We start from the raw sequence: 15,262 nt of genomic DNA, 5'->3' as shown, positions 1-15,262 counted from the left end.
TCGGGTACAGCGGCGTCACTCACCGGCGGCGTCGTTGGTCACCCGCACCACCTGCTTGCCGATGTTGTCGCCCGCGAAGAGCCCGAGGAAGGCGTCGGGCGCGTTCTCTAGGCCGTCGACGACCGTCTCTCGATGTTCCAACTCCCCGGTTGCGACCCATTCGCCGAGCCGCTCGCTCGCCTCTTCGAACCGGGTCGCGAAGTCGCTCACGAGGAGCCCTTGGACTTTCGCGCGCGGCGCGATGATCTGCGGGAGCTTCCGCGGTCCCGTCGGCACTTCCTCGTCGTTGTAGTGGGAGATCTGCCCGCAGACGGCGACGCGCGCATCGAGGTTCAGTCGCGTGAAGACGGCGTCGGTGATCGGGCCGCCGACGTTGTCGAAGTAGACGTCGACGCCCTCGGGCGCGGCCGAATCGAGCGCGTCGCGGTAGTCGCCCGTCGTTGTGTAGTTGATCGCCGCGTCGAAGCCGAGATCATCGGTGAGCCAGTCGGTCTTCTCGTCCGTGCCCGCGAAGCCGATCACGCGGCAGCCGTTTCGTTTGGCGATCTGGCCGACGACGGAGCCGACCGCGCCCGCCGCGCCCGACACGACGACGGTGTCGCCGGGCTTGGGCTCGCCGACCTCCAACAGGCCGAAGTACGCCGTCCGGCCGGGCATTCCGAGCACGCCGAGGTACGCCTCGGGGTCGGCGACGCTCGGGTCGACCGGCGCGACGTCGGCGGCGTCGAGCGTGGCGTAGTCGCTCCACGCCCCCTCGCCCGTCACGAGGTCGCCCGCGTCGTAGGCGTCGCTCTCGCTCTCGACCACTTCGGCGACGACGCCGCCTCGGAGTGCGTCGCCCACACCCCACGGTTCCGCGTACGACTCGGCGTCGCGCATCCGGCCGCGCATGTATGGGTCGACGGAGAGGTACCGAGTCCGAACGAGGAGTTCTCCGGGGTCGGGAGCGGGCACGTCCGTCTCGCGCAGTTCGAAACAGTCCAGGTCGGGTTCGCCGTCCGGTCGCTCGGCGAGAATCCACTCGCGGTTGGTGGTCGTCACGGCCGCAATTGGACAGGGTGGGAAAATAGCGTTTGGACACCAGCAGCACGCGGGTCGTTCTCCCCGGCAACCGGAGTGGACCCCGACGCTCAGTACTCGATCGCCGCCGAGTACCGGTCCAAGACGAGCACCAGCGTCGCGCCTACGAGCGCAGCGAGCGCGAACCGCGGCGCGGCGGCCCGCCAGGACTCGCCGCTCTCGGCCAGCCGGACCGACACCTCGACGACGGGGGCGCGCAGCGCGCCGACCACGAGGCTGACGAGGAAGGCGAGCGTCGCGGCGCGGGCGCGTTCGAGGGCGTAGCGCACGGCGTGCGCGATCGTGAAGAGGCCGACGACGCCCCCGGCGAGGAACGTCGCGACCGGTGGCAGCGTCTCGACGAGCGCGTCGGTCCCGTTGCCGAGCGCGAGCGCGGCGAGCCCGTCGATCGCCCGGCCCACTGTCCCGGACATGTACTCGTACTGGCCGAGCACGACCAACAGGAGCGACCCGGAGATCCCCGGGAGCACCATCGCGCTGACCGCGACCGCGCCGGCGACGAACACGATCGGGAGGGGGTTCCCGAGCGACGTCGCGGCCGCCCCGGAGGCGAGGAACGCGAGCGCAAAGCCGGCCAGCGCGGCCGCCTTCCGGCGCGGCGTGTCGAGCGCGACGTCGCCGAGCAAGACGGCTGCAGACGCGGCGATCAGGCCGAAGAAGAACCCGTAGGTGGCGACCGGGCGCGTCGCGAGCAGGTAGTCGACGCCGCTCAACACGACCACGACCGCGGTGGCGATGCCGGCACCGAGCACCAGCAGGAACGCGCCGTCGACCTCCCGAAATGCGGCGCGCGCGTCGGGGAGGTTCGCCGGACGGACGCCCGCGAGCACGCGTCGGATGCGGTCCGGGTCGACCGCGGTGACCGCCGCGATCAGCCGCTCGTAGATCCCGACGATCAGCGCGATAGTACCTCCAGAAACGCCGGGGACGGCGTCGGCGCTGCCCATCGCGATCCCCTTCAGGTACAGCGTGATCCAGTCGCGGCGGTCACTCATGTGCTACCACGGTCGTGTGGGGTGCGGAATGCGGCTCGTGCGGGACAGATTCGTACGACGAGATACTCATGCAGTACAGTCGGCCGAGTGATAAAACGGGTGGACGCGGGGTGCGGCGGAGAGCGGTGTTACGCGCTCGCAGACGCGGAACGTGCGGATGCGCCGACGGCGAGCGCATCGCTCGCGGTCACCGCGTTCGTCGTGTTCGTGTCGTTGCCGGTGGTTCCGTCACTCGATCCGTCTCCGGCGTCGCCGCCGTCACTACCGTCCTCGCTCCCACCGCCGAGCGTCGTCTCTTCGAGTTCGACCGTGGCGGCTGTGTCATCTGCCCCGACGACCTGCCCTTCGGTCACGTTCACCGTGCCCGTGAGCGCGCTCGCGGTGCCGTTATCGATCGAGAGGCCGGTCGAGAGCTGGTACGGGCCGGTCGCGCGAACGCTCGTGTTCGTGTAGCCGTTCTCGGGGCCGAACTCGTCGTAGCCCGTCGTCGAGTACGGCACCGTCAGCTCGAAGTTCCCGCTGTCGTCGGCGGTCGCGTACTGCGTGTACGTGAACGTCCGCCCCGAGGCCTTCTGCATCTCGACGGTCGCCGTGACTTCCTGACCGGGCTCCGCGCCCGAGCCCTCGATCGTCGCGCCGGGGACGCGTTCGAACGTCTTCACCCAGTCGTCCTGGAACGCCCGCAGCGCGTTCTCGCCGAGCGCGCTCTGGACGTTGATGCCGAGCTGCTGGAGGACGCTCACCTGCAGCGCCGAGGGCGACTGCCCCTGCGACTGGCTGGCGTGGACGAGCCGCGTGTGTTCGAGCGCCTCGATGCGCTCGGAGGGGACGCCGCCGACGCCGCCGACCTGCGCGCTGCCGTCCTCTTCGACGAACGCGCGGGCCTCCTCCATCGTGTCGAACTGGCGGACGACCGCGCTCGTGTTGCTCGGCGCGACGGAGATGTCGATCCGCTCGCCGCTCGCCGCCCGTGCGGCCTGCTGGTTCCAGTCGACGACGACCGGCCGCGGCTCGACCGCGCTGCCGTGGTGTTCGTACAGGCGGATCATCTGGCTCTCGTGGTAGCGCTGGGTGTTCACCTGCATCAGCGTCCGGAACCCGCCCTGCTCGGTCTGCTGGTAGAGGACGCGGTTGAAGTCCTCCGTCGTCTCGTTGCCCGAGTAGAAGGTGACGGGGGCGTTGAACTTGGAGTTCGGCGACGCCATCTGCCGGTCGACCATCACGTAGCGGGTGTGTTCACCTTCGGTGCTCTGACTTGCGAGCACCTCGCGGGCCTCCTCCTCGCTCGGTGCGAGCAGGTAGTTCGCCGCCTCGTCCGCGTTCTGCTGGAACGGGTTCGCGTTCGGGATGCGCTCTGCGCGCGTGGTGATCCAGTGGCCGTAGTCCCACCACGACTGCACGCCGTACGCCCCGTCGGGATACTCGAAGTCGCCGTCAGCGGGGCGCTCGTAGGTGCCGTAGTACTCCATCGCGTTGTCTGCGCCCTCGAGTTCGCCCGGCGTGGGCGTCTCGTCGTTCATCCACTGGAGGCTGCCGTCCCACTGTGTGACGCTTCCGGGGCCGGTGGAGTTGCCCGCGGTCCAGACCGGCGTGGCGACGCCGACGAGCGGCACGATCAGGATCGCGATCACCGCGAGCGCGGTCATCACCTGCCACCCCTCGATGTCGCGGAGCGCCGCGAGCGAGGTGAGGTCGATCGCGTCCAGCGTGACCTGCAGGAAATACGCCGCGCCGACCGCGACGATGACGGCGAGGTAGTAGTTGAACCGGGTCTGGGTGAACGCCGCGCTCCCGATGAACGCCGCCCACACGACGAAGTACAGCTCTTCGGCGTCGTACTCGACGAGGAACGTCGCGCCGACGAGCAGGGCGGCGGCGAGCGCGAGGCCGACCACCTGCCAGCTCACGCCGACGACGCCGCCGATGGTGTCGTAGAGTTGGGGGACCGCGTAGACGGAGCCGACGACCGCGAGCGCGGCCGGGATGTAGAGCGTGTGGTTGGTGTCGTCAGAGCGGTAGAGGGGGCGCGCGACAATATAGAGGATCGCCGCGAGCGCGAGGAAGAAGGCGAGGCCGTATTGGGAGAGAACGAAGTTCGCGAAGGAGGCGTTCTGGAGGGGCGGTTGGGCCTCGCCGATCGTGCGGAAGGTGGCGCGGGCGCTGAAGCCGACGAAGTTGAGGAGATTGTTCGTGAGTGTTCCCCAGAGCGACGGAAGCGCGAGCCAAATGACTCCCGCGGACGCGAGGATGAGCCCGCCGACCGCAGGCGGGTAAGTCGTGGTATCGAGGTCGCGCGACTCCCACTGGCGAGCGAGCCACGCGAGGAACACTGCGCCGACAGCGACGCCGAGCGGGAGGACGACTTGGAGGAGCGATGTCTGGCTGGGCGAGAACGAGAACGTGTCGAGCGGAATCAACTGCATTAGACCGGTAAGCGCCATCGCGACTGCGCCGGCGAACGCGATCGGTTCCGGGCTCGTTCCGTGGGCAGTGTCACTCGTGATCTTGACGGCGAGGAAGACACCCGTGAACCCAACCATGAGGACGGCTGGCGGCCACGTCCAGATGTAGAGTCCGAGTGCGACACCGGCGGCCGCGGCGTACACGAGTGGCCGCTTCAGAGTGTCCCAGTCTTGATCGACGACCAGTTCCCAAACGAGAGCCTCGTGCTCTGCAACCGCGAAGGCGACGAGGAACGCGAGGACGGCAAGGCTCTGGAAGAACACCTCCGCTGCGCTGTGGTCGGGAAAGCCGACTAGAGAGTAGCTGAAGAACGTCCCTGGGAGGAGCGCAAGCACGCCGGCACCGACGATAGCGGCTGGCCGAGAGACGAAGCGTCTCGCAATGAGGTACGTGGGAATCGAGACGAGCGATCCGACGATGGGAGACATGACGAGCATGACCTCCTCGGGACCGCCCATGATCGGACCGGCGATCCAGATACTGATAGCCATGATATGGTCCCAGAGAGTACCGAACTGGCCGACGTAGTTTCCGATGGGGAAGCCAGTCCACGGATCGAATGTCATCGTGTTCGGCCAATTTTCGAGAAGGTAGTTCGTCTCGCGAAGGTGATACCATGGGTCGTTCCCACGGAAGTACACCTGTCCGTCCACGACGAAGTTACCGTACGACTGGAGTCGCGTCCACAGCATAGCGGCGAGTACGCCGAGAAGTGCTGGAACGTGATACCAGCGTTCGAGGAGATCGAGTGGGGACACACTCGAATCCTCGGACGAGTCTTGTTGCTGGCTCATTACCGAACAGGACTTGGAAAACGTGCTTAAGGCTTGTTATATAGGTGGCAAATAAGCCAAGTGAGCCTAAGACGCCAAAAGTACAGACAATCGGTACAGGAGATCGATTGGTGCTACGTTGACGGAAATTAAACACCGGGAGGTATCTAAACGCTATCGGTTGTGCGTTGAGTGTCTTCTGTGACGGATGAAATGAAACACAATGCTTATTCGGTGATTCACACAACTGAGATCTATGCAGGTCTCCGTGATTGTCTGTACCTATACGATGGATCGCTACGAGGTGTTCACGGAGGCCGTGACAAGCGCGTTGTCACAGACATACAAGCCAATCGAGATCGTGTTGGTCATTGATGGGAACCTCGAAGTGTACCAACATGCCGTTGACGACTTTGGTCACCACGAGAACGTAGTCGTGCACAACAACGAGGAGAATCGTGGAATCTCCTACAGTCGGACGAAAGGTGCCGAACTGGCATCGGGGGAGATCGTCGCGTTCATCGACGACGATGGAGTGGCCGAAGAAGATTGGATCGAAAACCATGTGCAGACATACAAGCAAACGAACGCGGTTGCCGTCGCGGGATACGTTGCACCGAATTGGGTCAGCAAGAAGCCCGATTTTTTTCCCGAGGAGTTCTATTGGCTCGTCGGATGCACCGAGTTGGGGTTCGCAGAGGACGGCGAGGAGATCCGAAATGGGTACGGATCAAATGTCTCGTACAAACGAGATGTATTCCTTGATGTCGGGGGATACGACGTGAACACGGGTCGAAAGGGAGATAGGCATATCCAAGCACACGAGGCACCGGTCGGTATTCGGATTCACGATAAGTACGGACGAAGCGTTGTTTATGCCGAAGATGCTGTTGTCCACCACACCCTGTTCGACTACCGGGGCGAATTCAGGTGGCTCGTGTTTCGGTCATTCTGGCAAGGTTTCTCAAAACGAGTGATGGAGATGCTGTATCCAGGTGCGCAGGAGAACGAGAGCGAGTATTTATATCGAATATTCGCGGAATATATCCCAGATAGAGCACAGAATGCTATTGTTAATCAATCAATAGAAGAACTAAAGCAAATTGCAGCAATTCTTGTTTTTACTATATCAGTTGGTTTCGGGTATGGATATGGCCTGCTACGACAAGATATACTTCGAGAAACAGACGAGATATGACATACTTAAAAACCAGTAGTAAGCATGTGTCGACACGAATGATTTTTAACTATTAGTAATCGCATTATTCTCAATGAGTGTACTTATTACGGGAGGGGCAGGCTTCATTGGCGGACATCTTTCCAAGCAATTTGTAGATCGTGGTCGGGATGTGACAGTTCTCGATTCACTCGAACCCTTCTATGATCTCGGTATAAAACAGCGAAATATCGATGTTGCTCGCCAAACTGCGAAAAAAAGTGGAGGGACATACGAGTTTGTAGAAGGGAGTGTTACTGATTCTGAACAGGTTACTACTCTCGTTGAAGATGCAGATTATATCTTCCATCATGCTGCCCAAGCCGGTGTTCGAGTAAGTGTTGACAACCCACGAAAAACTCATCAGATCAATGTTGATGGAACACTAAACATACTGGATGCTGCGAGAGACACCGATGTTAAAAGAGTTGTTAACGCAAGTTCTTCATCAGTATACGGGAAACCCAATTATCTCCCGTACGATGAGGAACATCCGACGACTCCGGTAAGTCCATATGGCGCCTCTAAGTGTTCATCTGAACATTATGTTCGTGTATACAACGAAGTGTATGGTCTTCCGACTGTATCGCTCCGGTATTTCACAGTCTATGGTCCTCGTATGCGGCCGAATATGGCATTCACGAATTTTGTATCACGTTGTATTAACGGAGATCCACCGCTCATATACGGTGACGGAAAACAAACGCGTGATTTCACCTACGTTGAGGATGTGGCTGACGCCAATGAACAATTATTTGAAATTGATGACGCTGATGGTGAAGTCATAAATATCGGAAGCGGAGGAAGGATTACAATCCAAGAATTGGCGGAGGTGATTCGAGACGAAGTCGATCCTACCCTATCGATTGAACATGTAGAATCGCGCGAAGGCGATGCAAGACACACACATGCAGACATTTCGAAGGCTCAACGAATGCTTGATTATAATCCAGATATCTCAATTAAACAAGGTGCAAAACTATTCACACAGTGGTACCAAGAAAATCAAAACTGGTACGACCCACTCGTTCGAAATTCTTAACATGTGTGATTAACCAAAAATAATCAAATATTCACCCACATTTAGTACACTAGAATCAAATAAGACAGATCTGTGATCGATTACTCAAGACATTCTGGGGTAATCTAACCACCAAGATTCCTAATCATTCTCATCTTTATATTCAACACATATATTGGCAACTACTGCTTATCGACGATAAGAACCTGTTGTGACTAACCTTCGCGTTCTACACCTTGTGACTGCGGAAGAGGTTTTCTTTCGTCAGCAGATCTCAACACTAGAATCAAAGGGAGTCAGATGCGATATCTGTGTAGTTCCTGGCGCAGATCAGATTGATGGTGATATGGCCTCTCAGCGGGGTATCAGAGAATATTTACAATATCTTCCAAAAGTACAGAAAGCAGTACGCGGTGGTGACTATGATATTCTGCATGCCAATTATGGGTTGACGATACCGTTTGCGGCTATGCAATTCCAGCATCCAGTCGTAGCCACACTGTGGGGATCAGATGTAATTGGTCTAGACGGCCTTGTGACACGGTTGTTTTCTCGAAGGCCAGACGCGATAACGGTTCGTTCAACCGAAATGAGAGAGTTACTAGGGAGAGAAGATGCATACATAATCCCTAGTGGAATTGATATGGATTTATTTCAGCCTTTAGATCAAACGGCTGCGCGACAGCACGTTCAATGGGATCTTAACGACTTACACGTGTTGTTTCCTTATTCTCCAGATTATAAGAGAAAGAATTATTCATTGGCTGAGAAAGTTGTTGAACAGGTACAAGAGGAGTTTGATCGCACTATACACCTCCAAACAATTTCTGGTGTCGATCATTCTGAGATGCCGAATTATATGAATGCATCTGATGCATTGCTATTGACTTCTAGTCACGAGGGTTCTCCGAACACCGTCAAAGAGGCTATGGCGTGTAACGTTCCTGTGGTTTCAACTGATGTTGGGGATGTTCGCAGCCGACTGGAAGGGGTAACTCCTTCTGGTGTAGGTTCCACTAAAACAGAGTTAGCCAAGCAGTTGCACTCAGTGCTTCGCTCACAAGAACGCTCTAACGGGCGAGAAAAAGTTGTAGAAGTGAGTTGGGATCACATTGGAGATCAGATTATCGATATTTATCGAACAGTTCTCCCATGATTCTAGTCACTGGTGACCAGTAGACATCACAACTAATTATATACCACCTCATAAGGTATCACAAATATGCCCGGAGTGACAGTAGTTGCTGGATCAAATATGCCAGACACTACAACGATTATAGAAGCACATGAGCCCTCACTATACGATGATAGATATGATATCGACATATCTGTCAATGATTCATTTTACTTTGTATCAGCCACATACCCAAGCTACCCGATAACAACTTATGAGTTCCAAGATAATCCAGTGACCGTAATACTAGAAGGTAAGATCTACAACCGTACCCGTCAGACGCTGGCCGAAGAGATAGAACAGCATCTAGTCACGAATCTCAGCTTTGAATCTATCACGAAATGGCTCAGTTCTCTCGACGGGGAGTTCATTTTTTATCTGCATGATCATCAAGCAGATCAATTGACAATAATACCAGACCTCCTCGGTCAATTGCCGTTATTTTACGTAACTAATAAAAGCAACTACGCGTTAATTGGCCGAAATAAGTCTGTTTTGTCACGCTTTTTACCAGATGTAAAATTCGATCAGTTAGCAATGGCACAGTATCTCCGTCTAGGGTATGCCCTTACTGATAGAACACTCTTTGCTGATATCAGACGTGTACCTGATAGCACAATAGTTCAAGTTAATACTCAGTCAGGTGAGCTTAATCTCAGACGTCACCACCAATTTGATTTTTCAACAGAATCTCACAAATCTCGATCAATCAGAAAAAATGCCTCTGAGCTTGCCGACCGATTTGCGGAAGCGACTCGCCGTAGAGCTGATGCGTGTCCCGGTAGGAACATACTGTTGTTAAGTGGTGGTATGGATTCACGAGGAGTGCTCGGTGCGTTAGACAGGACAGATACCGAATATACGACTGTCACACGGGACTACAAACATGATTCTTCCGCAGATATTGAAGTCGCAGAAGAACTAGCTGACGCAGTCAGTGCAGAATGGACGCGTATATCGACACCTGCCCCGACGGGCCGAGATCTACTAACTCATCTGGATATGACTGCCGGCACAGATCCTTTCAACATCGCACATATCCAATCGTTTCTTGGACAGATAGTAGAGAAAAATTCTAAGACAGTATGGGGATATACCGGTGATGGTGGCGATAAAATATTACCAGATATTTCGCCAGCTATCCAGATAAAATCGACTGATGATCTTATAGATTATATTCTTGAGTCTGAGTCTAACTTCGATCAATATAAAGTTGAAAAAATAACGAATGTAACAGAAGATGAGATTCGATCATCAATCAACGACCGACTTGAGTCATATCCAGAAGCGTCTTTGAACAAGCAATTCATTCACTACGAGATGTTTGAACGAGGTTTTGCTTGGCTGTTTGAAGCAACAGATACGAATAGAAATTATATGTGGACAACCTCTCCCTACTACGCTCCCGAAGTACTATCATACGCGATGAAATGTCCAGATTCACAAAAACATCGATTTAAGCTATTCACTGTATTTCTCAATGAGCTTGCGCCTGAATTAACCAAAATAGTGAACGCAAACGTCGGTGTGCCTCCAGCAAGCCGATCACACACTCTTCGATATGCTCTTCATGACAATCTCAAACGCCATCCCAAGATCCTCGCGTACGTCTTACCATACGCTAAGAAAATCATTGGTACGCGCACTAATGCAACAACATCTCAGACGCTAATTGAATGCATTAATGATCAGATTGCAGGGTCCTCTACGGTGATCGATTTTGATAGTATAGAAGAGGTGTTTTTAAATAGGATATACGAATACCCACGAAACCATGTCTTTTTATTGCTAACACTTCTCACATTACTCGATCGAGAAACTGATGCAGTCCTTTATGATAATTACCGAGACAGTGAATTCGAGTAGAAAAGTCTAATATATTGTGCTAACTTTCAAAGACTAATTCAAAAAAAAAAACACAGAAACTCATGAAGGTTCTTTTCATTACAATTGGTAACAAAGAGAAAGCAAGTTCTCGGCTGCGAGTTTATCAGCATCTACCAACTCTACACAAAAATGGGATTTACACAAAAGTTATTCCTGCATCGACACTAGATAGCCAGAATCCCACACTTTACCAAAAAATTAAGTTTGCAATTAATATCTTATTTGATGCTCCGAGATATGATATAGTGTATATTCAAAAGCAAACACTCCCGATTTGGTTTACCCGGATACTTGATACCATCTCAAAAAAAATGATTTACGACTTTGATGACGCACTCTATGAGTCTCCGCCAGGCACTTCTATTCCTGAAAAAACAACATTGGAATTGAACGAACTCTTGAGGAGATGTGATTTAACGATAGCTGGAAGTAAGAGTTTGTACAAATACGCCGAGAAGTATTCAGATCAGGTTCAGTGTATTCATACTGGTATACCTAAAAGTAAATATAAAAAACATCAAAAATATTCAGACAGATCTGATAATAATGTACTTCTTGGTTGGATTGGAAATCGTGAAAATATTCACTATCTGTCGAATATAGAATCGGAAATATCAAAAGTTTTAGATGAGCATGGAAATTTACAGCTTCGAATTATTACTGCAGACTCAATACCGGTGCGCCCGTTTAAAAATAGAGAAGGAAAAGATGTAGAGTATATAACGTGGTCACTTGAGTCCGCTGTGGAGGACTTATCTGCAGTTGATGTCGGATTACGCCCTCTTCGTGACGATAAGTGGGCACAGTCGAAAGGTGGATTTACCTCTGTCGTGGAATGCCTCGCTCTTGGCATTCCAGTAGCAGTGTCACCAGTCGGATTATTACAATACTTAATCGATGACGGGACGAATGGATATCACGTTAACAAAACAGGCTGGGAACACGTTCTTTCACACATCGCCGAGAAGCCATTAGAAATCGAGGATATGAGAAAGGATTGTATTGACACTGTTGAAAAGTTTGGATTTTGGGCAGATCATACCGGTCAAAGATTACTCAGAGCAATTAAGACGGTACAACAGGGTAACAACGGTAGAACGTGACACTGTGAAGGACTGCAGTGGTTTGAACTGAAAACTGGTTAAGTTGGCAATTTTATAATGAAATTGTCGGTAGAAATATTCTAAACCCCGATATATGTCCATCTCTTGATCAGTCTTTACTGGTCGACTGAATGGGGAATATACGACTCAGCGATTCTGACGACTAGCGACTGAATGAAATAAATAATGGGAAGATATACCATCTATTTATCACTAGAGCTAGGCTCTAAGTGTGATTTTTCGATTATATCTTTCAGCAATTTAATATATTTTCTTACTATTAATGTATCTGTGTATAATACAATCTGACCGTTATATTCGTCTCAGCCTTTTTGAGATCAACCTGAGTGTGTCATATAATCCATTCTTCTTTATTGAGTGTATGACTCTGACAACAATATTAATAATGGGTATGTTTCTGAGTAAACGATATATCACATGTGTTCTAGTCGCTGGCCATGAATGGCGGGGTACATAGATCCTATCTACATTATCGTACTCATTTATTATTCGAAGTAATGTGAGATCATGTTTCCAATTTCGCTTCAATTCTCCATCACGGTGCCAAAGCTCGATTGGGAGAGTAATTATTTGCTTTTCAACTGACTTCATCCTTAGGCAAAACTCGATTCCATATAGATGCCAACCATTACAGATATCCTGTGAGAAATTTTCTTTAGAAAATACTTTTGCAGGGATTATAAGTAACAACTCGTCTACTGCTTCGACCTCTGCTGGGTCGGAAATGTTTTTGACATTGGATTCTCTACTAGTTTTATTGAGACCAGTTTGAATAATATTGACATCAACTGGACGAGGAGGTACTGAATCATCTCCCTTCACGCCGACAGCGCCTGCAATGCCAAATTCACCAATATCGTTCAGATAATTCATCGCTTCTTCAAGATAATGTGGAGGTAATAACACGTCTTGGTGTATGAATACATAATACTTTCCAGAAGCATCATCTGCTCCTGCATTTAGTGCTGATGCTGCAGATGAGTAGATTCCATCTGAATTATTCACTAGTATTTTTTCAAAATTTTGGCAGGTTTGGTTTCTTAGTCCTTTTAGTAAAAATTCAGAGAGTATTTCCTCATCATTATAGACGGAGATAATACTAAATTGTGGGGAATCACACATACAAGTGCTTGATTTGGTTTAGATACTATTTGAAACCTCTGCTAGAGCGATATGGCGGTGTTGAGATGGTCGTGTTTTTTGGAGCATTGAGCCAGGCAGCAAATGCTTGGGGCCACTTTTCGACGGTTTGAGGCTCAACATGGCTGAAACAGTTTGAGAAGGAAGACGTTCGGCGTTTGAGTTCTCGAAAGATCCGTTCGATGGCATTCCGATTTCCATGGCGTTCTGTCTGAAATCGAAGTCCAGCTCTAGCAAGCGCAGTTTGGAGGTGTTGAGCGCCATCAACGAGAAATACGGCAGATTCAACTTCATGTTTTTCGCGGAGTTCTCGGAGAAACATCTCGGTTAATGCAGTCGTTGTCGTCGAAAATAATCGGAGGTGTAGCAGATCGTTCGTCTCAGGATCAGCCGCAGCGTACAGCCAGAATTGCTGATCATTGATTCGAATCACGGTTTCGTCAATCGCAACGTGATTCGGGCTTCGGCCTTCTGCGGGCTGTAGATCGGCCTTATGTATCCAATTGGATTGCCTTGCGAGATCGCTCGACATCCAGTTCCTCGAGAAGAGAGACGGTATTCGACAGCGAAGCCCCACTAACTGGAGTTGAATACCAATCTTCATCGCACGCTCGGGTGTCCGCTGGCGCTCCACAAAATCCAAATCAATTCAGTCTGTACATCCGTTGAAGCGGGAGATTTCTGCATAGACCAGCAAGAAATCACTCCGCCTCACTGTTTATCCTTAACTAAACACGACCGAACTAAAACGCCAACTATCTGTTTTTCAAACAGTGTCCGCTATACACAAGTACACATGGTTGAAATTATCTTCAAGTATTTTGAACATAAACTATTTTGACGAGAGTATAATGCATAGAATCATGTCCAGTATTAGAGTTCCCTTTCTTGACCTTCAACGAGAGTATTCCGAGTACGGCAATAAACTCGTCAAAAAGGTACAGACAGCACTCGCTAGCGGTCGTTTCATCCTTGATGAGGAAACTGCTGCATTTGAAGGCGAGTTCTCAACATATATTGGTACAAATTATAGTATTGGCGTGAATTCTGGTTCAGACGCACTCTACCTCGCTATGCAGGCTATTGGCGTTGAGGGTCATGAAGTTATTATTCCCTCGCATACATTCATCTCGACCGCAGACGCGGTCGTCCGAAACGGTGGAATCCCTGTGTTCGTTGATGTTGATCCTGAAACCTACACTATCGATCCGGAGGCAGTCGCCGAACATGTGAACAACGAGACGGCGGCAATCGTCCCGGTACACCTCTACGGACAGCCGGCAGACGTAGACCCGATCCTCGAAATCGCCGAGGAACACGATGCCGCAGTCGTTGAGGATGCCTCGCAGGCACATGGCTCTACGTATCGCGGCGACCCAGTAGGAAGTCTTGGAGACATCGCGTGCTTCAGCCTCTATCCGACGAAGAATCTCGGCGCGTACGGCGACGCCGGAATTGTCGTCACTGACGACGACGACCTCGCCGAGCGTGTGTCGATGGCCCGTGAGTACGGGGCTTCCGAAAAGTACCGATACGAATTCGTCGGTGTGAACAGCCGTCTCGACGAGATTCAGGCCGCGATGTTACGGTACAAGCTCACCCGTCTCGATGAGCTCAACGAGCGACGTCGAGAAGTCGCAGCGTCGTATGACGACCTGCTCGACGGCGTGTCCACGCCGACAGTCGAGGACGACCGAACGCACGTCTATCATCTGTACGTGGTGGAGACTGACGATCGCGAGGAGTTTCGGTCATATCTGGATAACCACGGTGTGCAGACACTCGTCCACTATCCGACGCCGGTCCACGAACAGCCGGCGTACGAGGGTGTCGGGAAACGAGGCGATCTCTCGGTGACGGAGCGAGTGGCAGATCGGATCGTCTCGTTGCCGATGCATCCGTGGTGTCGCGAGGAGGAGATCGCGCGGGTCGCCGATGTCGTCGCGGGGTTCGACGATGCGTGAAGAGGACGACCTGCAGATCGGTCGACGAATCGACTTCCCGAAAGTGGCCGACGAACGAGGGAATCTCACGTATATCGAGCAGAACGAACACGTTCCATTCGATATCGAGCGGGTTTATTACCTGTATGACGTGCCCGGCGGTGAGTCGCGTGGGGGTCATGCGCATCGAGAGTTAGAGCAGGTAATCATCGCTGCGAATGGAAGTTTTGATTTGATTCTTGATGATGCAGAGCAGCGGGAGCGCGTGAATCTGAATCGGTCTTACTACGGGATTTATATGCCTCCTGGGGTGTGGCGGGAATTAGAGAATTTTTCGTCTGGATCAGTGTGTCTCGTACTTGCTTCGCGGAAGTACGATGAAGATGATTATGTTCGGGGATACCGAAATTTTATACATTATTCAAATTCCCAATAACGGTTTCGTT

General features: G+C 52.5%; 12 protein-coding genes. 7 read left to right on the top strand and 5 right to left on the bottom strand.

Features of this window, described 5'->3' with window-relative positions; genetic code table 11:
- Positions 1-15 precede the first annotated feature (15 nt).
- The 3 genes from NO930_RS11765 to NO930_RS11755 all read right to left on the bottom strand — a co-directional run bounded on the left by NO930_RS11765 (position 16) and on the right by NO930_RS11755 (position 5,332).
- Positions 16-1,041, bottom strand: a complete 1,026-nt coding sequence (locus tag NO930_RS11765) for an NADP-dependent oxidoreductase (RefSeq protein ID WP_256403614.1) — start codon at positions 1,039-1,041, stop codon at positions 16-18.
- A gap of 89 nt (positions 1,042-1,130) precedes the next feature.
- Positions 1,131-2,075 (bottom strand): DUF368 domain-containing protein, encoded by a 945-nt coding sequence (locus NO930_RS11760; RefSeq protein WP_256403613.1) that lies wholly within the window; start codon positions 2,073-2,075, stop codon positions 1,131-1,133.
- 128 nt (positions 2,076-2,203) lie between these two features.
- Positions 2,204-5,332 carry an oligosaccharyl transferase, archaeosortase A system-associated gene (locus tag NO930_RS11755; RefSeq protein WP_256403612.1) on the bottom strand — a complete coding sequence of 1,043 codons (3,129 nt, stop codon included), beginning with the start codon at positions 5,330-5,332 and terminating at the stop codon, positions 2,204-2,206.
- Positions 5,333-5,567: 235 nt separating this feature from the next.
- On the opposite strand from NO930_RS11755, the gene aglG reads away from it, so the two are divergent.
- From aglG to NO930_RS11730, 5 genes are all read left to right on the top strand, one after another.
- The gene (gene aglG, locus NO930_RS11750) at positions 5,568-6,509 is read left to right on the top strand and encodes a glucosyl-dolichyl phosphate glucuronosyltransferase (RefSeq protein ID WP_256403611.1); all 942 of its coding nucleotides are present in this window, start codon (positions 5,568-5,570) and stop codon (positions 6,507-6,509) included.
- Positions 6,510-6,582: 73 nt separating this feature from the next.
- Positions 6,583-7,569: an SDR family oxidoreductase gene (locus NO930_RS11745; protein ID WP_256403610.1), complete on the top strand. Its 987-nt coding sequence runs from the start codon at positions 6,583-6,585 to the stop codon at positions 7,567-7,569.
- A 190-nt stretch (positions 7,570-7,759) separates the two neighbouring features.
- Entirely contained in the window at positions 7,760-8,704 is a 945-nt protein-coding gene (locus NO930_RS14095; RefSeq protein ID WP_425601448.1) for a glycosyltransferase, read from the top strand.
- 66 nt (positions 8,705-8,770) lie between these two features.
- Entirely contained in the window at positions 8,771-10,588 is a 1,818-nt protein-coding gene (locus NO930_RS11735) for an asparagine synthase-related protein (RefSeq protein ID WP_256403608.1), read from the top strand.
- 62 nt (positions 10,589-10,650) lie between these two features.
- Positions 10,651-11,712: a glycosyltransferase family protein gene (locus NO930_RS11730; protein ID WP_256403607.1), complete on the top strand. Its 1,062-nt coding sequence runs from the start codon at positions 10,651-10,653 to the stop codon at positions 11,710-11,712.
- Positions 11,713-12,024: 312 nt separating this feature from the next.
- On the opposite strand, the gene NO930_RS11725 is transcribed toward NO930_RS11730, so the two are convergent.
- Positions 12,025-12,855, bottom strand: coding sequence for a glycosyltransferase family 2 protein (locus NO930_RS11725; protein WP_256403606.1), 831 nt, complete (start codon positions 12,853-12,855; stop codon positions 12,025-12,027).
- Between the two features lie 25 nt (positions 12,856-12,880).
- On the bottom strand, positions 12,881-13,477 hold the full coding sequence (locus NO930_RS11720) for an IS6 family transposase (RefSeq protein ID WP_425601450.1): 597 nt from the start codon (positions 13,475-13,477) through the stop codon (positions 12,881-12,883).
- Positions 13,478-13,736: 259 nt separating this feature from the next.
- On the opposite strand from NO930_RS11720, the gene NO930_RS11715 reads away from it, so the two are divergent.
- Together NO930_RS11715 and NO930_RS11710 are read left to right on the top strand one after the other, a co-directional pair.
- The gene (locus tag NO930_RS11715) at positions 13,737-14,837 is read left to right on the top strand and encodes a DegT/DnrJ/EryC1/StrS family aminotransferase (RefSeq protein WP_256403605.1); all 1,101 of its coding nucleotides are present in this window, start codon (positions 13,737-13,739) and stop codon (positions 14,835-14,837) included.
- Complete coding sequence (locus NO930_RS11710) at positions 14,830-15,252, top strand: sugar 3,4-ketoisomerase (RefSeq protein WP_256403604.1); 423 nt, start codon at positions 14,830-14,832, stop codon at positions 15,250-15,252. Before NO930_RS11715 ends, NO930_RS11710 begins: the two co-directional genes overlap by 8 nt.
- The last annotated feature ends 10 nt before the right edge of the window (positions 15,253-15,262 follow it).

The organism is Halorubrum salinum (assembly GCF_024494575.1).
In the GTDB taxonomy this organism is placed as follows: domain Archaea; phylum Halobacteriota; class Halobacteria; order Halobacteriales; family Haloferacaceae; genus Halorubrum; species Halorubrum salinum.
This window is presented reverse-complemented; position numbering and strand designations above follow the sequence as displayed.